A 20,649-nucleotide genomic window follows, 5' to 3' on the forward strand; every position below is an offset into this window, starting at 1 on the left:
TAAAATGTTTCGCAAAATCAATTTACAACTTTGAGGGGAAACCTTTAGGGAGTACCCTCATTTTAAAAAATTAGTCGGTCACTAGTGATTGTTTTATAGTATTTGATACAAGGGCAAAGGTAAACATTTATTACACACCATAAAATGAAAAGCACATACACATTAAAACTATGTTTGGCCAATTTTATACAATTTGAGTACTGAATAAATATCCATCTTTTCTCCGCGTTTGTCATCTAAAAACAAACGTTAATAAAAACACCTTTAATTGGGGGCTTGTTCAGCAATCGATTTCGATGCCCTTTTATATCTTTGGTTAAGTTAAAAAGGAAGAGGTTGTTGAATGGTGAAAGTATATTTGTTAAGTACCTGCAGCACATGCAAACGCATTTACAAAGAGGTTAGTAGTTTGGGAGACTTTGAAGTTATTGACGTCAAAGCAAACCCCTTATCTATTAATACCATTGATGAATTAGCCAGATTAGCTGGAGGGTACGAAGTTATTTTTAATAAACAATCAAGAAAATACAGAGAGCACGGTCTTGCCCATAAAGAACTTGGTGAGCAGGATTACCGGCAATATTTAAGTCAGGAATATACGTTTTTGAAAAGACCAGTATTTGTGGTTGGCAGAAAACTATTTGCAGGCAACAATAAGAAAAATTTAGCAGAGCTTATTATGCATTTAAAATCATTAAAAGCTCAAAAAACATCCATTACTACCTAACCCCAATTATCCCCCCCCAAGTAGTAATAAAAAAAAGGCTTCCATCCCGGGAAGCCTTTTTCATTTTTATTTTATTGTTGTCCTAGTTTGTTCTTCCAGGATAAACTTCGAGTGCTTTTTCTAAAGTTTCAATAGCATTAGCTAAATCTTCTTTTTTAAGAACGTAAGCGATTCGCACTTCATTCTTTCCGCATCCTGGCGTACTATAAAAACCAGAAGCAGGCGCCATCATTACTGTTTGACCCTTATGGCTAAATTCGCTCAATATCCACTGACAGAATTTATCAGAATCATCAACTGGTAATTTAGCTACTGTATAAAATGCTCCCTTTGGCATTGGTGTAAATACACCCGGAATCTTATTTAATCCTTCAACCAAAAAGTTACGACGCTCAATATACTCAGCATAAACCTCATCAAAGTATGTTTTTGGTGTATCAAGCGAAGCTTCAGCAGCAATCTGCCCAAATCCCGGAGGGCTCAAACGTGCCTGACCAAATTTCAATGCTGTATTTAATACTTCCTTATTTTTAGTAACCATTGCTCCGATACGCACACCACATTCGCTGTAACGTTTCGAAACCGAATCAAACATCACCACATTATTCTCTATGCCTTTTAAGTGCATTGCCGAAATGTGCTTCTCGCCATCATAGCAAAACTCGCGATATACCTCATCTGAGAATAAATACAAATCATGCTTCTCTACAATCTGACGAAGCTGTTCCATCTCCTCTTCAGAATACAAGTATCCTGTTGGGTTGTTTGGATTACAAATTACAATGGCTTTGGTAGCTGGTGTAATTGTTTTCTCAAATTCTTCGATGGCAGGCAATGCAAATCCATCTTCAATACTTGATTGAATTGGCTTTACTGTGATGCCTGATGAAACGGCAAACCCATTATAATTAGCGTAGAAAGGCTCCGGAATGATAACCTCATCACCTGGATTCAAACAAGTTAAAAAAGCAAAGGTAATTGCTTCGGACCCACCAGCTGTTACTAAAATCTCGTTGTGATCAACATTAATATCATTACTTTGATACATTGTTGCCAACTTACGACGGTAACTTTCAATACCTGCCGAATGACTGTATTCAACAACTTTTAAGTCGATGTTACGAATGGCATCCAAAGCCACCTCAGGTGTTTTAATATCCGGCTGACCAATATTCAAGTGGAATACTTTTACACCCTTTGATTTTGCAGCTTCGGCATAAGGCACCAACTTACGTATTGGCGATGCTGGCATCTGCTGCCCTCTGTTTGAAATTGTAGGCATTGCTTTTAGTTTTTAATAAGGTTATACCCAATGATATTTTTGCAAATGTATGGCATATAAAATATAAAAATCATGATTTAGGACATCTTTTTTAGCTGATAATTGTAAATGCTCAAACACTTTTCAAAATCAAATTTATCCCGAATTACATTTTAGTATCTAATACCCTACTGTCAATACGAATATAGTAGGTTCAAAATTCTTTCTTCTTTATTCTTTGGTATTCCTTTAATCCAATCCTCGTTACAAGCATTTACCTCACCTAACCTCTTCTAAAGCAGAGGAATGGTTTACGCAGGTTTCTTTGCCCACGAATTGCACGAATTAACACGAATTTAATTGCAAGCCCAGCGGGCTTAGAAAACAATTAGTGCTAACTCGTGGGAGAAGAAACATAGAGGCGCGAATGCCCAGAGGAAAGGAAAAACTCACACCTCCTAAATACTTTTAGTTTAAAAATAACACTCTAATCGGAAAATGTCATAACCATATGACCACTTTTATTTTTATAATATTCAACTAGGTAGTTTAAGTTATAACTATAATCTACAGATGAATTTTCATTTTGATCTGTTACTATAATAGTTCCGTTTCTTATTACAAATGAACTTTCATATTGTTTGTAATACCAATTTCCATTATTGTTCATTTGAATGGAACATTTGCTTATATTATTTGCGTCAACAAATGATTTAAGTTCATTCTCAATCATCGTTAAATCAGTTATTAAATCCTCTTCCTCACAAGATGTCGTTAATACTAAAAACAAAGCGACAATGTAGATTTTTAGTAGATTTTTCATGTTATTGTTTTAATAAGTTTAGTGTGAGCATTAGATATACCTATATTTAATCTTTTCAAGATTAAAATATTCGAGGCATATAAAACCACTCCCAATCCAATTAGTTTTTGCTTAACCTTTTTAAAGTTATGAAGTATAAACAACAAAAACAACCATTACATATCACTCTTTCATATTGCAAAACCTCTTGTCCACTTAGTTCGCTTCTGAAAGGCCATAGAACTTTCTATTAAAAATTAATTTTCAATTACTTTAACCATAAAAAACAAATTAATCACCCACTGTAACTTTCCCCAGTTTTAATTCGACCTATTAGCTAGGCAACCTTTTTAAATATTCATGCATTATGATATAATAGGTACTTATCATTATATTTACCCTACAATCTAAACCACCTAAACCAATGAAGATTATAAAACTAATATTACTTATCCTGTGCATTAACGCTACTAGCAGCATAGCACAAGGATTCAGAGGCATCGTAACCGACGAGAAAGATGAAACCGTTCCCTTTGCCACTATCTACCTCAAAGAAACAACCACCGGAACCACCACCAACGACCTTGGAGAATTCGACATTCAACTGGAAGCCGGATCGTACACCGTGGTATTTCAAGGACTGGGATTTCAGAAACAGGAAATTAAAATTGAGGTAAAGGATGGTTATGTTGAAAAAAACATTCAGCTCAAAAAACAAGCCTACCGCATAAAAGAAGTACGAGTATACTCGGGTGGCGAAGACCCAGCCTACCCTATCATGCGAAAAGCAATTAGTCTGGCTCCGTACTACCAGCGTCAGACATCGCAATACAAAGCCGAAGTATACCTGAAGGGTAGCTTGGTGATGAATAAGATTCCGAAACTTATCAAACGAATGATGGATAAGGAAGAGGATGATGCCGCCAAACTTGAGATTGGCAAAACATACACCATGGAGTCGATGAACGAGATTGAGTTTACGGCACCAGATAAATACGATCATACTGTAATAAATAGTCAGAGCACTTTTCCGGGCAGCAACGATGACGACGTGATCGGATACATTACTTATAGTTTCTATGAACCAAATCAGGACATGGCCGTGTCACCATTAGCTCCCAACTCGTTCTCGCATTACAAATTTGTTTACGAAGGTTTCTTTTACGAGGGCGACGTTACTGTGAATAAAATTAAGATTGTTCCCAAACGTAAAAGTCAACAATCATATAGCGGTTACATTTACATTGTAGATAACCTCTGGAACATCCACTCCATTGATGTGACCAACAATGCTTTTTTTGGTGAGATCAACATCAAACAAGTATATGCCCCGGTTAAAGAGCGATCGTGGTTACCCATTAGTCACCGCTTTAAAGTAAAGGCATCTATCATGGGGGTAAAAGCCGATTTCCGTTATGCGGGCTCGGTTAAATATTCCGACATCGCTTTAAACAGCGATCTACCTGTTCCGGCTACCTTAATGAAACAATATGCCGCCGAAGAAGCTGCCTTGGAAGCCGAGCAACAAAGAGAAGCCGAAGAAAAAGCCGAAATTGAGAAATCGAGGGCCGAGCGTAAGATGGAAGAACTGCTTGCGAAGGAAGAACTGTCGAATCGCGAAATGATTAAGTTATCGCGCTTAATTGAGAAAGAATCGCGTAAGCAGGAAATGGATAAAGAAGAATCGTTGGAAATTAAGGATACATACAAAATTACCCACAAAAAAGACACAGTTAAACGCGATTCGATGTATTGGGAAAACATGCGCCCAATACCACTCACCAGTGATGAATTAAAAAGCTTTGAAGTGAAAGATTCATTAAAGTTAGTGAAGCTACAAAATGATACGGCCAAGGTAAAGAAAAAGGAGAAATCAGCTTTTGCCAAAGCTTCAGATGGATTCTTATCAGGACATACCTTTTATGCTGCCGACTCGGCCCTACGCATCACCTACGATGGATTAATTGGCTTAGATCAGGTTGATTTCAATGCTGTGGATGGATGGAGTTACAATCAGAGTATGCAATTCAGGTATAAAATTGATTCGGTGCGTAACGTCTACTTCAAACCAATGGTACAATACGCCTTTAACAGGGATAAATTACTTTGGGAAGGACGAGCTAACTATTCCTTTGCACCCCTTCGAAGAGCCAATATTGGCATAGGCTTCGGTCAGGTAAGTCGCGACTTTAATAGCAAGTATGGTATTGATCGCACTTTGAATATGTTTGCAGCTTTGTTCTTTAAGGAGCACTACATGAAACTGTACCAGAAGGATTATGTTTCCATCTATCACGCTATCGACCCAATGCATGGTATGCGTTTAAATGTGGGGGCATCGTACAGTTACTACCATCAATTGGAAAATAGCACTAATTGGTCCATTGCTTATCCCAATGCCGACTATGCCGAGAATATTCCGCCCAACGATCAGATTATTCCTGAACATATGCAGAGTCAATCCGACATGCACATCTATGCTAAACTATCCTACACTCCACGCATGCGATATCGTATGTGGAAAGGCAAGAAGTACCATAGAGGCTCCCGTTATCCTACCTTCTCGGTGGGCTACGAACGTGGTTTGAAAGATGTGATGGAGAGCGACTCGGATTATGAATTAATCAATGCCGATATCAAACAAAGTAAAGAATGGGGTATTTTCAATGAGTTCAACTGGCAAGTTGGCGGAGGTTATTTCACACGTAATAAACAAATGCATTTTTCACGCTTCCAGCATTTCAATACCAACGAAATACCTCTTAGCTTTAAGGAGTGGAGCAATACCTTCAACCTTTTGGAAGATTATAGCTACAGCACCAACGAGTGGTATGCCAAGGCACATGTGTCGTACACCTCGCCTTATTTATTGCTTAAGTTTTTGCCGTGGGTAAGCAATCGCCTATGGAACGAGAACCTTTATGCCAGTTATTTAACACAACCAAACTTTAAAAACTATACAGAAGTGGGTTATGGCATCAGTCAGATTTTCCTAATGGGTAGTGTGGGCACCTTTGTTGGTTTCGAAAATGGCAAATACCGTAGCTGGGGCTTCAAGGTGAGTTTGAATTTTGATTAAAGATTAAACGCAGAGACATGGAGACGCAGAGAAAATATAAACCTCACCCAATCCCTGAGCATTTGTCGAAGGGAAAGCATGATATACTAGGTTGATTAAAAGATGCAAAATAAAACTTCTCGTCTCCCTCTTGAGGGAGATTTAGAGGGTAAAGACTATGCAGAAAAACCTACGTAAATCATTGCTCTCCTTCAGGAGAGCAATGGTGAGGTAAGAAATTAAAGGATAAACGAGACTAAGAGCCAAGTCGCAACATGATTAGCTACTGAACCAGGCTTGTGAGTGCGACTTTGTTTTCTTCACTTAACTACCTGGGGTGGCGTTACACTTACCCCAGGCTATTAATATTTAAGCCCGCTGGGCTTGCAATTACATTAGTGTCAATTCGTGGGCAAAGAAACACAGAGGCACAAAGGCAGGGATTTAAAAACCTCACCCAATCCCTCTCCAATTTGGAGAGAAGAAAGCATGATGTATTAAAAAATGCGTAAGAGAATATCCTAAAGTATTAAAAGTTCGCATTCACAGAGGTGCTCCCTGAGCGTTTGTCGAAGGGGAAGCTTGGTGTAGTGAAAAATTGCACCAATCATTCCTAACCTTCAGGTGAGCTTAGGTGAGGTGACAAACACAAAGATAAACAAAACAAAGAGCCAAGTCGCAATATGATTTGCTGCTGAACCTGGCTAGTGAGTGCGACTTTGTTTTCTTCACTTAAATACCTGGGGTGGCGTTACACTTACTCCAAGCTATTAATATTTAAGCCCGCTGGGCTTAGAAAACGATTCGTGTTAATTCGTGGGCAAAAAAACACAGAGGAACAAAGGCAGGGATTTAAAAACCTCACCCTATACCTCTCCAAAATGGAGAGGAGAAAGCATGATGCAGTAAAAATTCGTAAGAGAATATCCTAAAGTATTAAAAGTTCACATTCACAGAGGTGCTCCCTGAGCGTTTGTCGAAGTGGAAGCTTGGGGTAGTGGAAAATTGCGTCAATCATCCCTCTCCTTCAGAGAGGCTAGGTGAGGTGACAAACACAAGGATTATAGCTTAAGCCCGCTGGGTTTATAATAGCTTCACACCATAGCATCTCTTATTTAATTATTCTATCTTTGAACTGAAATGACAATAAATAAACAACATATGAATACAAAATGGCAGCTTTGGCTCATTGAGCAAACAAGGTGGGTGCTTTGTATTTGAATGTGATGAACAATATTCAATTCGTATTACCTTCCTTATGTATTTAAGGGAGGTTTTTTTTTGCTTTAAACCTAATACCAAACATGAAATTAAAGAAACATCAATTAATAGTAGCGGTTCTAATGGCAGCATTAGGCGTAATTATGTTTTCAGCAAAAGCCGTAATGGTTAAAATGGCATATGCTTACAATGTAGATAGCGTTACATTATTACTTCTGCGTATGAGCATGGCACTACCCATCTACATAGTCATTGCCAGTATCGAATCATCGAAAAAGAATAGAAGCAAACTCAAAAGCAAAGACTATTATTCGCTCATTGCACTCGGTATATTAGGTTACTATCTGGCCAGCTACCTCGATTTTGAAGGATTAAAACACCTGAGTGCCGGCATGGAACGATTGATACTTTTTATATATCCAACATTGGTAGTTATTATCTCAGCTTTGTTTCTCAAACAACGAATAAACAAATACCAGATAAGAGCAATCATCATTACATACCTGGGGGTTTTTATTGCCTTCTATAAGTATAGTTCATTAAGCGATAGCAGCACGAATATTCCTCTGGGTGCTCTACTTATTTTTGGAAGTGCACTGAGTTATGCCATTTATTTAGTTGGAAGTGGCGACCTAATTCCCCGCATTGGTTCCGTACGATTCACAGCCTATGCCATGATAGTATCCTGCACAGCTGTTATCCTTCACTATATCATTATGGGCAATGGCAGTGATGTATTTAATCAGGTACCACAAGTATATGCATTGGGTGCTGCCATGGCCATTATTAGCACTGTCATTCCATCGTTCCTGCTTTCCGAAGCCATCAAGCGTATAGGTGCAGCTAATGTTGCCATCATCGGAAGCCTTGGCCCAATTAGCACCATTGTTCTGGCTGTTATATTTCTGGGTGAAGTAATTACCATTTATCAGGCCATTGGTACTTTTATAGTCATCTTAGGCGTTCTTCTAATCATGCTGAAAAAAGAAAAAGGATAAGTAGAATCATTGATTCAGGAAAAACAAAAACTTATACAGAGTCGTAAAGGCACAAAGCTTTTTGATACCTAGAGATTAACTCGGAGTTATACCAAAAATAATAAGGCCACATTCATAGTTCAAATGGTACTATTTTATTCTATACAATTATATGATGCCTATGGTATTAAAATGATATGTGCGAAAACGTACATCCATTTGTTTCACATTCGCACAATAATTAAAGACCCTATATTCCTTTATTTTCATTAGCGCTTTCTTTTTTAGTGACTTATGTCTTTTGGCACATCGATTGATATACCCTTAGCGTATTAACAATTAAAAAACTCAAGTCATGAAAACATTAAGAAAAGAATCAATAGTAAAAGTACTTAGCACATTTGTATTATCACTAGTAGTATTATCAAGCAGTTTATTTGCACAGCCAAGTTTTATGGTGAACGATGAATTAATTGAAGAAGAAATTAAAATTGAATCATGGATGACCAGTTACGAATCGTTTTGTGAATCGGAAATTGATTATTTAGAGGCCGATATTGAGATTGAAAGCTGGATGACAGATTTAAATGAATTTACCAATTACTTGTTAACTGAAGAGGACGAAGCTTTATTAGCAATAGAAGACTGGATGATTAACTACAATACCTTCAGTGGCGAGCAAGATGAACCTCTATTAGCTATTGAAAACTGGATGGTTGATTACGAAGCATTCTCAGGTGTTGAAACAACTACTTTATTAGCCGAATTAGCTGAAGAAGAATTGGCAGTAGAAGCTTGGATGACTAACTTGGAAGCATTTAATACGCTACCAGCCAATTATATTCCTTCAATTAAAACCATCGAATTTGACCAACCAGCTTCAGAATTAATCGCTCTGCACATAGTAAAATAAAGCACTCGATATGTTTTCATGACTTAAAAATATATCTAGAATAAGGTGTCTTAATTAAGGCACCTTATTTTTTTTGCAATTAACTGAATATCTCAAGCTACTCCCTCCCATACGCTCACAATACAACTTCCAAAATCAACGCATCTTTGAGCAAAAATCTAAAGCTTCAATAGCTATAATAATTGTAGAATTTTTAATAACAGCCTTGGGCGTCATGTTATTTTCGGCCAAAGCTAATCTGGTAGAAATGGTTTGGTTATTAACCAATAAATAATTAATTTTAATTGCGTTAATCAAAACCTAAAATCATGAAAAACATATTACTACTCGCTCTTATTTGCATAATTTATAGTTGTACCGATGAAAAAATTATTACGAAAGAAGTTGAAAAAGACTTCTCATGGCAGAGCCATCCTCAATTTGAGTATGGTAATGGCTTTCTGTTAAATAGTTATGCTAGTAATGATTTCTGCTTCTTCATGAGCAATCGAGATATTTACTCCCTTGTTAAAGAAGGTGAGAATCATCCCTATACTATTTTTGGTGGTGTTCAAATAATTGGCTCATATTTAGGGATAGAAAACTCAACTCAATTAAAGTATCCAATTAGCGAAAACCTAATTATTACTTCATCGGATAAAGGTGAGGATTATGTCGCCATTAGGCCTATACATAGTCCGTGGGAACAATATCAAAGTCAAAGCAGTCATATAGATATAAACCTAAAGGCCTTAGATGAGGATTATCTATACGTACCAACAAAAGGAAGAAAAATTGGGCTTGAACATTTACTTAACTCCAAAGATCAAGCTTTACTATTCTATAAAGTTAAACCTAATCACTTAAAAGCTCTATTGGTAGATATTAATATAGAGCAAAATGGTACATCATTTACTGCCTCCGTTGATAAAACTAAAGATATTAGCTTTGAAAGTGATTACGAACAACATCATTTATATTCATACAATATTGGAGACAATTTTTTGGTGTGTCCAACCAATGAACATAGTTACTTGATTACTCCCAATGGCGAAGTTCAATTGGCAGCCAATAAATGCTTTCATAGATTGTATAAATATAAGGATTTCTATATAGCCTATGACTCTAAATCTGTAGGTTACATTTCAAATAACGAAGGACTAAGCTGGGAGCATAAATTTGAAGTTCCTGATAATTTCTATCTTCTGAACTATACAACCATTGACAATAAACTTGTAGCATTTTATAATAGTCAAATCTTTGAATTGGAATGGGCTAATGACTTTTCAAGTGTCGATTATAGAACCCTTGACGATTATGGATTAGAAGGTAAAGAAATTACATCAATTGTTGAATTTGACAATCGAGTTTACATCTCAACCTTATCTGGCGTATATTATAGAAAGTTGGAGGATTTTTTCACTTTGAAAGAGCTTAGAGAAGAAGATCAAGAACCAGCATGATAGTATACCTTAAATATCAATAACCTTCAAGGTGATTAAGCATTTTTTCTTACTTTTGCATTCTCGATTTACAAAGCATATTAAGTAGAAAAAATTGATCATGGAAATTGCAAGCAAGTATAACCCGTCTGCAAGTGAAGACAAGTGGTACAAGTACTGGATGGATCAGAAGTTATTCCATTCAGAACCGGATGAGCGTGAACCTTATACAATACTAATGCCTCCGCCAAACGTCACGGGAGTGCTGCACATGGGCCACATGCTAAACAATACGATTCAGGATATCTTGATTCGTCGTGCACGCATGATGGGTAAAAATGCTTGTTGGGTTCCTGGTACCGACCATGCCTCAATTGCAACCGAAGCTAAGGTGGTAAACCGCCTAAAAGAGCGTGGTATCGATAAAAAAGATTTGACTCGCGAAGAATTCCTTGAGCATGCTTATGAATGGACCGATGAATATGGAGGGATCATTCTTAAGCAATTGCAAAAGATGGGTGCTTCAGCCGATTGGGATCGTAAGTACTTTACCATGGATGAAGATCGCTCCGAAGGGGTTATCAAATCATTCGTTGAATTGTATGAGAAAGGTTTAATCTACCGTGGTGTTCGCATGGTAAACTGGGATCCGGCTGCTTTAACAGCTCTTTCCGACGAAGAAGTTATCTACAAAGAGCAACAAGGTAAATTATATTACCTACGTTATAAAATTGAAGGAAGCGAAGAGTATGTTACAATAGCAACGACGCGTCCTGAAACAATTCTTGGTGACACCGCTGTTTGTGTTCACCCCGATGATGAACGCTTCACCCACTTAAAAGGGAAGAAAGTTATTGTACCATTGGTTAACCGTGTGATTCCAATTATTCAAGACGAATACGTAGACATGGAATTTGGTACGGGTTGTTTAAAAATCACGCCTGCTCACGATGTAAATGACTACGAGATTGGCATGAAACACAATCTGAAAGTCATCGATATCTTCAACGACAACGGCACTTTGAGCGAAGCTGCAGAGCTATTTGTTGGCGAAGATCGTTTTGAGGTACGCAAGAGCATAATTCCTACCCTTGAAGAAGCTGGCAACATTGTTAAGATAGAAGATTACAATAATAAAGTAGGATACTCAGAACGCACGCATGTAGCCATCGAGCCTAAGCTATCGGCGCAGTGGTACCTTAAGATGGATGAGATTTCTAAGCCAGCCTTGGAAAATGTAATGAACGACACCGTTCAATTTCACCCAGCTAAATTCAAAAACGTATTCCGTCATTGGATGGAGAATGTAAAGGATTGGTGTGTGTCGCGTCAGTTGTATTGGGGCCATCAAATACCCGTTTATTATCTTGAAGACAACACCTTTGTTGTTGCCGAAACCAAAGAAAAAGCTTTGGAGATGGCAAAGGAAAAATCAGGTAATGCTAACTTAACCATTGCCGACCTTCGTCAGGATGATGATGTATTAGATACTTGGGCTTCTTCATGGTTACTGCCTTTTACTGGCTTCGAGAAACCAGAAGACTTAGCTTACTATTATCCAACATCTGATTTGGTAACTGGTCACGACATTATCTTTTTCTGGGTAGCACGTATGATTATTGCGGGTTACGAATTCAAAGGTGAACTACCTTTTAAGAATGTATATTTTACTGGTATGGTGCGCGACAAGCAACGCCGTAAAATGTCGAAATCGCTTGGTAACTCACCTGATCCATTGGATTTAATAGATAAATACGGAGCCGACAGTGTACGTATTGGTATGTTATTCTGCTCACCTGCAGGTGGCGATTTGTTGTTTGATGAAAGTCAACCAGAGCAAGGTCGTAACTTTGCCAACAAAATATGGAATGCCTTCCGCCTGGTTAAGGGATGGGAAATTGATGATACGATTGAGCAACCAGAATCGGCTAAACAAGCCATTGCCTGGTTCGATGCTAAACTGGATCAGACCATCGAAACCTTAGACGATCATTTCAGCAAATACCGTATCTCGGATGCCTTAATGACTGTTTATACTGTATTTTGGCAAGAATTCTCATCGTGGTACCTGGAAGCTATTAAACCGGCCTACCAAAAACCATTGGATGCAGCTACCTATAAAGCAACTTGCGAATTCTTCGATAAGATGCTTCGCATCCTTCATCCATTTATGCCTTTCCTAACCGAAGAGTTATGGCAGGCTTTGGAAGAGCGCAAAGAAGGTGAAAGTATTATGACAGTGGATATGCCAACCGTATCAGGAGCCGATGCAAGCTTATTAGACAAGTTTGAGATGCTTAAAGAAGCTGTTGGTGGCGTTCGTAACGTACGTAAAGGAAAGAACATCCCAATGAAAGATGCTTTAGCTTTAAACATCTTATCCGGCGATGGATTTTCTGACTACTTTAATCCTATCCTCACAAAGTTGGCTAATCTTAGTGAACTAAACATGGTTAACGAAAAGGTTGAAGGAGCCATCTCATTTATGGTTCGTACCAGCGAATATTTCGTTCCAATGGATGGGTTAATTGATGTGGAAGAAGAAATCAAGAAGCTGGAAAAGGAATTAGCTCACCAGCAAGGTTTCTTAAAGGGCGTAATGAAGAAGCTTGGTAACGAACGTTTCGTGGGAAGTGCTCCTGAAGCTGTTGTGGCCAAGGAAAAGCAAAAACAAGCAGATGCTGAAGCTAAGATTAAAACCTTGACTGAGAGCATTGCCAATCTGAAGAAGTAATATTCTATAAATACTAATGAAGCCAGAAACATTACGTTTCTGGCTTTTTTTAAACCCTTATTCCGCGAAAACCTAAGGATCGAATCTTTATTTAAATAGTGTAAATAAAGATGCGATCCTTTTCTTTATATTTATACTTTAAATAAATTATTCGGAATGAAAAAGCTATATATACTAGTTGTTTTACTGGTGGCATTAAGCACTAGTGCTTGCAATAAATACAAAGGCGTACCCACAGAATACCATAATTTAATTGACATAGCTATTTCCAAAGCAGGCACTAATGCTCCTGAGTTAATGGCTGCCATAAATCAATCTCCAAGTGAACAGAAAGAGGCGATGGCATTTTTAATAGCCTACATGCCAGAAAGAGACTTAACAACTTTGAGCAGTCAATTTCTTCTCAACAATGTGAACCTGGCTTATAAAACAAAAGAAAAATATAGCTGGAACAAATCGCTACCTGACAGTATCTTCTTTAATGAAGTACTTCCTTATGCCAGCCTGAATGAACGTAGAGATGATTGGCGTGGTGATTTCTCACAACGCTTTGGAAAGTATGTTGAAGAATGCTCGGATATGAGATCTGCCATTGACTCTATAAATAAAAACATACGTGATGAATTGTTGGTTGACTATAATACCAAGCGTGAAAAACCAGATCAAAGTCCATATGAATCCATTGAACAGCGCATGGCTTCGTGCAGCGGTTTATCTATCCTATTAACCGATGCCTTTCGTTCGGTTGGCATTCCATCACGTATAGCAGGCACACCTAATTGGCACGACAAAAGAGGTAATCACAACTGGTCGGAAGTTTGGGTTGATGGCCAATGGTATTTCACCGAGTATTATCCCAGTGGATTAAATAAAGGATGGTTCTTGGCCGATGCTGGTAAAGCAATTCCTAACGATAAGGAACATGCCATTTATGCCAGTTCATTTAAACCAACAAAAAAATACTTTCCATTGGTTTGGGATTCCACAATTACATATGTTCCTGCGGAGGATGTTTCTTGGCGATATATTAAAATCTACAAAGAAGAAACTGCTGCTACCCAACTGTCAGAAACACATACAATGGTTAAGATCATGATGTTTACCGAAAATGTGTGCTCATTCACGGCTAACGATCGTGTTGCAGTTAATGTTGATGTTTTCTATGGCAAAGAACAAATATCTGGAGGGCGTACTTCGGGACCAACTCAGGATATGAATGAAACTTTAGAATTTCAACTTGAGAAAAATAAGGAATACACTTTTGTATATACAGGCGAATATGGAAAGCTAAAATCAATTAAGAAAATGATTGGAGACTCGCCGGAGTCCATTAAATTATATTACAAGTAAGAGCACTTTTAATACAATTCTAAAATATTGCTCATCCAATAAAATTGATAGCATAAAAAAGGTGAACTCAATATGAATTCACCTTTCTTTTGCATTCAAACGTGTGTATTTAGTATGCTTTTAAACTCAAATCTAAACTTTTAATATGATGCGTTAAGGCTCCTACAGAAATATAATCAACACCACACTCGGCATAAGCTCTTAAGGTATCAATAGTAATACCACCGGATGATTCAGTTTCGTAACGTCCATCTATTAACTCAACTGCTTTCTTAGTATCGGCTACCGAAAAATTATCAAGCATGATACGGTGTATACCGCCAACACGAAGTACTTCGCCTAACTCGGTGAAATCGCGTACTTCTACCTCTATCTTTAAAGGTTTGTTTTTCTCTTTTAGGTAAACCTGAACGGCATGAATGGCTTTTTCAATACCTCCGGCAAAATCAATGTGATTATCCTTTAGCATAACCATATCGTACAATCCCATTCGATGATTGACTCCACCACCAGTTTTTACGGCTTCCTTTTCTAAAAGACGCATACCTGGTGTAGTTTTTCGTGTATCTAATATACGTGTTGATGTTCCTTCCAATCGAGCCACATATTCTCCAGTACGAGTTGCAATACCACTCATACGTTGCATCACATTCAATACTAAACGCTCAGCTTGTAATAAGAACCAAACCTTTCCCTTTGCTTTTAATACAATATCGCCGGGCTTAATAATTGAACCATCTTTTATAAAAAGTTCAATTTCTATATTAGGATCAACCTTCTTAAATATACCAACCCCAATCTCAACCCCAGAAAGAATACCATCCTCTTTGGCAAGTAATTTAACTTTACCTTCAGCTGTTTCTGGAATACATGATCGTGAAGAATGATCCCCATCACCAATATCTTCGCGAATGGCGATCTCAACAAATTTCTCAATTAACTCGTTATTCATCTTGTTTTTCTATTCTAAGCTGATGAATCAACACTTTAGTACCATCTGACTTGGTAAGAAAAGTAAATCTGAAGTTACCTGAATCTGAACTATAATTACCAATGGCAAAAGAAGCATTCTCCTTCTTTCCTTCGTGTATTATAGCAAAGTCCTTAACGGGTTGCCGATTAAAGAAATCTTTAATAATCATTTCAGCCTGACTTCGACTATACACCCCTGTTTTGCCAGGTAAAACGATTTCAATATTGTCATTAAAGGATAATGCAAGTTCGTTTACATCCGAAGTTTTAATTGCTTTAACAACACCATCGGGAATGACCTCTGACTTCTGAGCAAATAATAGCCCAATGGTCAAAAATGAAAACGCCACAAAAAATAATTGTTTTCTTAAATTCATTTTACTTTGTTTAATCCGTTACTAGTGTCAACAAAAATCAGACCTTAATTCCCAACTAATAATTTTACTTTCTTTCTAATGTATTAATTCAGTATAAAAACCATTGTTTTTAAAAATCACGCATTATTTTTACTAGCAAAAATATAGCTTTACGGACATTAACCTAATCTTTTAGATCTTTTAATTCATAAAGAAGTATTAAAAACTCCTATACGCATGAAAATACAATTAGTTATGATAGGCAAAACTGATGAAGCCTATTTGATGATGGGGATAGAAAAATACGTTCAGCGCCTGAAACATTATATTCCTTTTGAGATGAAGGTTATACCTGATTTGAAGAAGGCCAAAAACCTATCCGAAGAGCAGCAAAAAAAGATGGAAGGAGATCTGCTTGTTCAGAATCTACAGGCGGGAGATTTTATGGTTTTATTAGATGAGAAAGGTAAAGAGTTTTCGTCTGTTGAATTTTCCTCATTCATACAAAAGAAAATGGTTTCAGGCCTTAAAAGACTAGTATTCGTGATAGGTGGCCCCTACGGTTTCTCAGATGCTGTATACTCAAAAGCAAACGGAAAAATAAGTTTATCACAAATGACATTTTCGCATCAGATGATCCGTTTGTTTTTTGTTGAGCAAGTTTATCGAAGTATGACAATCCTAAAAAATGAACCATATCACCATCACTAATACATTCTGAAAAATAATTGCATGCTTTTTGCATATCTTTAGTCTGAAAAATCGAATCTATGCCACATCAGAAAATCAGAACTTTTGTTCTAATAGCAATTATTCTAGTTTTAATCGGAAAGATTTCCGAATCAGTATTTGACAAAGAATACATTTACGCTTCTGATGTACATTCAATACAGCAATCCGTTCTGGAAAAACAAAACTTGTTAAGACATCAACTTTCAAACTTAAAAAACATTACACCCGAAAATGACACGGAAATATGGTCATTAATGGATTCACTAAGTTTATCAGGCACTCACTTTTATCTGTTTCAGGACTCCATTTTAAAAGCTTGGTCTACCGATAAGGTACCCATTAATTCATTCCAAGGCCTAACAGAAAAGCATACGCTTAAGAAATTTGCTAATGGCTGGTATTTATGGGATCATATTCACATTGGCGAATACCAATTACTTGCACTAAGCCTTCTTAAAGAAGCTTATACCTATGAAAATAAATTCTTAACAAACGAGTTTCCTTCCGAAATTCAACTAACGAATAACCCGGATATAAGCTTCAATAAAGAAGTCAATTCCAATAATATTGAGGATATACATGGAAATTATCTGTTTTCTGTGATATTCAACGAAATGGACAATAACATTTCGACTACGAGTACGCTTTCGATTCTAATGTATTTTTTAAGCCTTATACTTATTATAATTGCAATCAATAAAACACTTAAAAAATGCTGCTTATACAACTATAGCAATTATCTTTTCATACCTATATTTCTTTTTCTGGCAATATTATATCTCGTGTTTAAATCCTTTGCAATACCTGAGGATTATCAGAACACTTCACTTTTTTCACCATCTACATTTGCCGTATCTGACTGGTTACCCTCTTTAGGCTGCTTATTGATTTTTGGTTTCCTACTCTTAACCTGGGGCGTTTGGTTTTATCGCTACTTTAAAGAGCCTACTTTCATTTCAGTCAATACTAAAACAAGCAAGCTATATTACTTAGGTGTTTTCATCAGCACCTTTCTTGTACTACTCTTTTTTCTATTCATTAATGATCTGATCTATCTACTGGTTAGAAACTCATCACAGGCATCAATATTTTTTAATATTGAAGATTTGAATAGCATAGCTGTACTAAAAATCCTCATTTTAGTTCTTCTCTTTTTAGCGTTCTCATTTGTATTCGAAAAAACAATTGCTACCTATAAAAAACATGTATCATACGGTGTATTTGCTATAGCAACTATACTATCATTTGTTTTATTTTATTTATTAAGTTTTGCATTAAGCTATGATATCTCCTTAATCAGTTTGGTACTTTTCCTTGCCATAGCCGGCATATTGTACAAAGCCAAGCGCGATTCAAAAAACAGTATCACCTACAGTACCTTCGTTCTTATTATTTTTCTAATCACATTGTATTTGGTGTTTCTTTTATATAGATACAACATAAAAAAGGAAGCTGAAAACCGAGAGTTATTAATCGAAAACTTATCGTTTAAATTGATGCGCGAAGCTGATCCTGTAGCCGAAATGTATTTAGCTAACATGGAAGATAAATTGCTGAATGATGAAGTTTTAAAGCAACAGTTACATCAGAATACCATTAACGAAGAAAGCATTCAGGATCACTTAAAAAAGAACTATTTCCATGGTTATTGGCAACGTTACGACATGAGTGCAACCGTATGTTGGCCAGAAGTTGAACTTATTACAGAAGATTCTGTTACCCTATGCTATGACTATTTTAATGAATTGTCTCTGGCATTTGGTCAAGACATTTCACAAAGCAAACATTTTAAATATCTGGATAACGACAATGGACAGATTTCCTATTTCGGTCAGATCTGTTACTTTAAAAACGACCCTAATTTCGAAACAACAATCTTTATCGAAATCGATTCTAAACCAACATTTACAGGCTTAGGTTATCCTGAATTATTAACAAGTGCTCAGGAACAAATTAATCTTAGTGTGATTAAAAACTATTCATTTGCGAAGTACATTAATGGCAACCTCGTAAAGCAGTATGGTAGTTTTCGTTATCCAATTAAAGAAAAAAGTATAAACCTTTCAGACAAAACAAAATCTTTCTACAACGAAGATCATATATCACATCTGGTTTATGCGCCAAATCCAGAGACAAACATCATTCTCAGCCGACCAAAAGTTAGAGTTCTGCACATCTTAATGGCATTCTCAACTTTCTTTATACTCTTTTTCTTTATTTCATCAATCATCCTCTTACTGTCTCGATTAAAAACGAAACAATCATTTTTTACTTTTTCCATACAAGAGCGAATTCAAATCACATTTGTTGGTTTAATGATTATGATATTAGTTGTTATGGGAGTTAGTTCAGTTTATTATTCTGTGTATCAGTTTAAGCAAAAGAACAATCAGATGCTTTCGCAACGAATCAAATCAGTTCTGCAAGAAATGGAACAAAAGATTGTGAATGAACCTGAACTCGATGAGGACATGCATGAATATCTGCAATATCTTTTACAGAAATTCTCGAATGTCTTCTACAGTGATATCAACCTTTATAGTTTAGAAGGTAAACTATTAGCAACATCCCGACCGGAATTATATCAAAAAGGACTTACCGGTAGAATGATGAATGCGGAAGCCTTTCATGAATTATCCTTACTGAAGAAAGCGGAATATATACACGAAGAATCAATCGGTTCATTGCACTTTACATCCGCCTACATTCCTATTTTCAATTACGAGAATGAAATATTAGCCTATCTTAATTTGCCGTACTTCGTTGGTAATAACGAACTCAAATCTGAGGTTTCTTCCCTTATTGTAGCGGTGATTAATGCCTATTTACTATTTGTATTATTTGCCATTGGTTTAGCCGTAATTGTGTCCAGACGCATAACGCGCCCATTAATGCTAATCCAAGACCGACTTGCTCAAACGCGACTAGGAAAGCAAAACAAAAAGATTGGTTATAAAGGACACGACGAAATTGGCAATTTGGTGAACGAATACAACAGGATGGTTGATGAACTGACCGAGAGTGCCGAGAAATTAGCGAAGTCGGAACGTGAAATGGCATGGCGCGAAATGGCCAAACAGATTGCTCATGAAATAAAAAATCCGCTTACCCCAATGAAACTAAGCGTTCAATATTTATTGCGTGCATGGGATGAACGACAAGATTTTGAATCGTACTTGAAAAAAGTATCCAACACGCTTATTGAACAGATTGATCAACTACATGTAATCGCCAATGAGTTTTCCAATTTTGCCAAAATGCCAATGCCAAAACGTAAGAAAATAAACATTGTTAATAAACTTACCAATGCTATTTCTCTGTTTGAGCAGAATGAGAAAAACATACATTTTCAAAGCGATTTTGAATCTGATACAGTTTATGTATTTGCCGATCGTGATCAACTTCTAAGTACCTTCAATAACATCTTAAAAAACGCTGTACAAGCCATTCCTAAGGATAAAGAAGGGAATATTAACATTACGCTTTCAATCAACGAGCCAAACGTTAAACTTAGTTTCTCTGACAACGGTAGAGGCATGGATGATGAAACCATTAAAAAGATATTTATGCCCAACTTTACGACTAAATCATCTGGCATGGGACTTGGTTTATCAATTGTCAAAAACATTGTCAAAAATAGTGGAGGCGAAATATGGTTTGAAACAACTAAGAATATTGGAACCACCTTCTTTATTGAGTTTCCAATCTATTCTGGAGAATAATTTTGTGATGAAATAATCGTAGTCTCTGACCATACTTCACCAAATCGCTCATGTTTAAAAAAGAAGTAATAAATCTCAACGATATTAAAAAAAGGAATTAACAAACTAATATGACGCATTAAAGATTGCTCGTGTTTACCAAGTAGCTTGGAATTATCTTGGCGTTGAACTACCCTTATATTAAAAAGCCGCCTCCCATAACTTTGCCCCCCGTTAAAAGGTAATGAATCGCGCAGAAGAAAATACGCTAGACCAAACATCCAACCAATTCGAGGGAATAGACATAATCCAATTGTTATTACTAAGTCGGCAATTTCAGAAGTAACAAGATTTTAAATAAAATTTAGAGGTTAATCATTTATGGTTAGCCTCTTTGTTTTTCATAATTATTAATGAGTGTATA

The 20,649-nt window shown here is 36.7% G+C and carries 14 protein-coding genes; 9 read left to right on the top strand and 5 right to left on the bottom strand.

Annotation, left to right across the window (positions count from 1 at the left end; genetic code table 11):
* The first annotated feature begins 343 nt into the window (after positions 1-343).
* Positions 344-727 carry an arsenate reductase family protein gene (locus tag ACRD7B_RS21305; protein WP_430826687.1) on the top strand — a complete coding sequence of 128 codons (384 nt, stop codon included), beginning with the start codon at positions 344-346 and terminating at the stop codon, positions 725-727.
* A gap of 82 nt (positions 728-809) precedes the next feature.
* Here the strand turns inward: ACRD7B_RS21305 and ACRD7B_RS21310 are convergent, their stop codons facing one another.
* Together ACRD7B_RS21310 and ACRD7B_RS21315 are read right to left on the bottom strand one after the other, a co-directional pair.
* Positions 810-2,009 carry a pyridoxal phosphate-dependent aminotransferase gene (locus ACRD7B_RS21310; RefSeq protein ID WP_430826688.1) on the bottom strand — a complete coding sequence of 400 codons (1,200 nt, stop codon included), beginning with the start codon at positions 2,007-2,009 and terminating at the stop codon, positions 810-812.
* Between the two features lie 466 nt (positions 2,010-2,475).
* Positions 2,476-2,811, bottom strand: a complete 336-nt coding sequence (locus ACRD7B_RS21315) for a hypothetical protein (protein ID WP_430826689.1) — start codon at positions 2,809-2,811, stop codon at positions 2,476-2,478.
* A 403-nt stretch (positions 2,812-3,214) separates the two neighbouring features.
* Here ACRD7B_RS21315 and ACRD7B_RS21320 point away from each other — a divergent pair, with 403 nt between their 5' ends.
* The 6 genes from ACRD7B_RS21320 to ACRD7B_RS21345 all read left to right on the top strand — a co-directional run bounded on the left by ACRD7B_RS21320 (position 3,215) and on the right by ACRD7B_RS21345 (position 14,464).
* Positions 3,215-5,869 (top strand): DUF5686 family protein, encoded by a 2,655-nt coding sequence (locus tag ACRD7B_RS21320; protein ID WP_430826690.1) that lies wholly within the window; start codon positions 3,215-3,217, stop codon positions 5,867-5,869.
* Between the two features lie 1,283 nt (positions 5,870-7,152).
* Positions 7,153-8,067 carry a DMT family transporter gene (locus ACRD7B_RS21325; RefSeq protein WP_430826691.1) on the top strand — a complete coding sequence of 305 codons (915 nt, stop codon included), beginning with the start codon at positions 7,153-7,155 and terminating at the stop codon, positions 8,065-8,067.
* A 334-nt stretch (positions 8,068-8,401) separates the two neighbouring features.
* Positions 8,402-8,959 carry a hypothetical protein gene (locus tag ACRD7B_RS21330; RefSeq protein WP_430826692.1) on the top strand — a complete coding sequence of 186 codons (558 nt, stop codon included), beginning with the start codon at positions 8,402-8,404 and terminating at the stop codon, positions 8,957-8,959.
* A 308-nt stretch (positions 8,960-9,267) separates the two neighbouring features.
* On the top strand, positions 9,268-10,401 hold the full coding sequence (locus ACRD7B_RS21335; RefSeq protein ID WP_430826693.1) for a hypothetical protein: 1,134 nt from the start codon (positions 9,268-9,270) through the stop codon (positions 10,399-10,401).
* Between the two features lie 100 nt (positions 10,402-10,501).
* Positions 10,502-13,114, top strand: coding sequence for a valine--tRNA ligase (locus ACRD7B_RS21340; RefSeq protein WP_430826694.1), 2,613 nt, complete (start codon positions 10,502-10,504; stop codon positions 13,112-13,114).
* Between the two features lie 156 nt (positions 13,115-13,270).
* Positions 13,271-14,464 carry a transglutaminase-like domain-containing protein gene (locus tag ACRD7B_RS21345; protein WP_430826695.1) on the top strand — a complete coding sequence of 398 codons (1,194 nt, stop codon included), beginning with the start codon at positions 13,271-13,273 and terminating at the stop codon, positions 14,462-14,464.
* 109 nt (positions 14,465-14,573) lie between these two features.
* Here ACRD7B_RS21345 and nadC read toward each other — a convergent pair whose 3' ends face one another.
* The gene (gene nadC, locus ACRD7B_RS21350; RefSeq protein WP_430826696.1) at positions 14,574-15,416 is read right to left on the bottom strand and encodes a carboxylating nicotinate-nucleotide diphosphorylase; all 843 of its coding nucleotides are present in this window, start codon (positions 15,414-15,416) and stop codon (positions 14,574-14,576) included.
* The gene (locus ACRD7B_RS21355; RefSeq protein WP_430826697.1) at positions 15,409-15,813 is read right to left on the bottom strand and encodes a DUF4783 domain-containing protein; all 405 of its coding nucleotides are present in this window, start codon (positions 15,811-15,813) and stop codon (positions 15,409-15,411) included. The genes nadC and ACRD7B_RS21355 overlap by 8 nt, the downstream gene beginning before the upstream one ends.
* Before the next feature lie 216 nt (positions 15,814-16,029).
* Between ACRD7B_RS21355 and rlmH the strand changes: the two genes are divergently transcribed.
* Positions 16,030-16,503 (top strand): 23S rRNA (pseudouridine(1915)-N(3))-methyltransferase RlmH, encoded by a 474-nt coding sequence (gene rlmH, locus ACRD7B_RS21360; protein WP_430826698.1) that lies wholly within the window; start codon positions 16,030-16,032, stop codon positions 16,501-16,503.
* A 59-nt stretch (positions 16,504-16,562) separates the two neighbouring features.
* A complete protein-coding gene (locus ACRD7B_RS21365; RefSeq protein WP_430826699.1) occupies positions 16,563-20,246 on the top strand; it encodes a sensor histidine kinase in 3,684 nt (1,227 codons plus the stop codon).
* On the opposite strand, the gene ACRD7B_RS21370 is transcribed toward ACRD7B_RS21365, so the two are convergent.
* Entirely contained in the window at positions 20,231-20,506 is a 276-nt protein-coding gene (locus tag ACRD7B_RS21370) for an RDD family protein (protein WP_430826700.1), read from the bottom strand. The genes ACRD7B_RS21365 and ACRD7B_RS21370 overlap by 16 nt on opposite strands.
* Positions 20,507-20,649: the final 143 nt, after the last annotated feature.

Source organism: Carboxylicivirga fragile (assembly GCF_050589805.1).
Classification (GTDB): Bacteria; Bacteroidota; Bacteroidia; order Bacteroidales; family Marinilabiliaceae; genus Carboxylicivirga; species Carboxylicivirga fragile.

Excerpts from the sequence above, each read along its gene's own strand:
- ACRD7B_RS21305 (WP_430826687.1), top strand. The coding sequence starts at position 344 with ATGGTGAAAGTATATTTGTTAAGTACCTGCAGCACATGCAAACGCATT.
- ACRD7B_RS21310 (WP_430826688.1), bottom strand. The coding sequence starts at position 2,009 with ATGCCTACAATTTCAAACAGAGGGCAGCAGATGCCAGCATCGCCAATA.
- ACRD7B_RS21315 (WP_430826689.1), bottom strand. The coding sequence starts at position 2,811 with ATGAAAAATCTACTAAAAATCTACATTGTCGCTTTGTTTTTAGTATTA.
- ACRD7B_RS21320 (WP_430826690.1), top strand. The coding sequence starts at position 3,215 with ATGAAGATTATAAAACTAATATTACTTATCCTGTGCATTAACGCTACT.
- ACRD7B_RS21325 (WP_430826691.1), top strand. The coding sequence starts at position 7,153 with ATGAAATTAAAGAAACATCAATTAATAGTAGCGGTTCTAATGGCAGCA.
- ACRD7B_RS21330 (WP_430826692.1), top strand. The coding sequence starts at position 8,402 with ATGAAAACATTAAGAAAAGAATCAATAGTAAAAGTACTTAGCACATTT.
- ACRD7B_RS21335 (WP_430826693.1), top strand. The coding sequence starts at position 9,268 with ATGAAAAACATATTACTACTCGCTCTTATTTGCATAATTTATAGTTGT.
- ACRD7B_RS21340 (WP_430826694.1), top strand. The coding sequence starts at position 10,502 with ATGGAAATTGCAAGCAAGTATAACCCGTCTGCAAGTGAAGACAAGTGG.
- ACRD7B_RS21345 (WP_430826695.1), top strand. The coding sequence starts at position 13,271 with ATGAAAAAGCTATATATACTAGTTGTTTTACTGGTGGCATTAAGCACT.
- nadC (WP_430826696.1), bottom strand. The coding sequence starts at position 15,416 with ATGAATAACGAGTTAATTGAGAAATTTGTTGAGATCGCCATTCGCGAA.
- ACRD7B_RS21355 (WP_430826697.1), bottom strand. The coding sequence starts at position 15,813 with ATGAATTTAAGAAAACAATTATTTTTTGTGGCGTTTTCATTTTTGACC.
- rlmH (WP_430826698.1), top strand. The coding sequence starts at position 16,030 with ATGAAAATACAATTAGTTATGATAGGCAAAACTGATGAAGCCTATTTG.
- ACRD7B_RS21365 (WP_430826699.1), top strand. The coding sequence starts at position 16,563 with ATGCCACATCAGAAAATCAGAACTTTTGTTCTAATAGCAATTATTCTA.
- ACRD7B_RS21370 (WP_430826700.1), bottom strand. The coding sequence starts at position 20,506 with ATGTTTGGTCTAGCGTATTTTCTTCTGCGCGATTCATTACCTTTTAAC.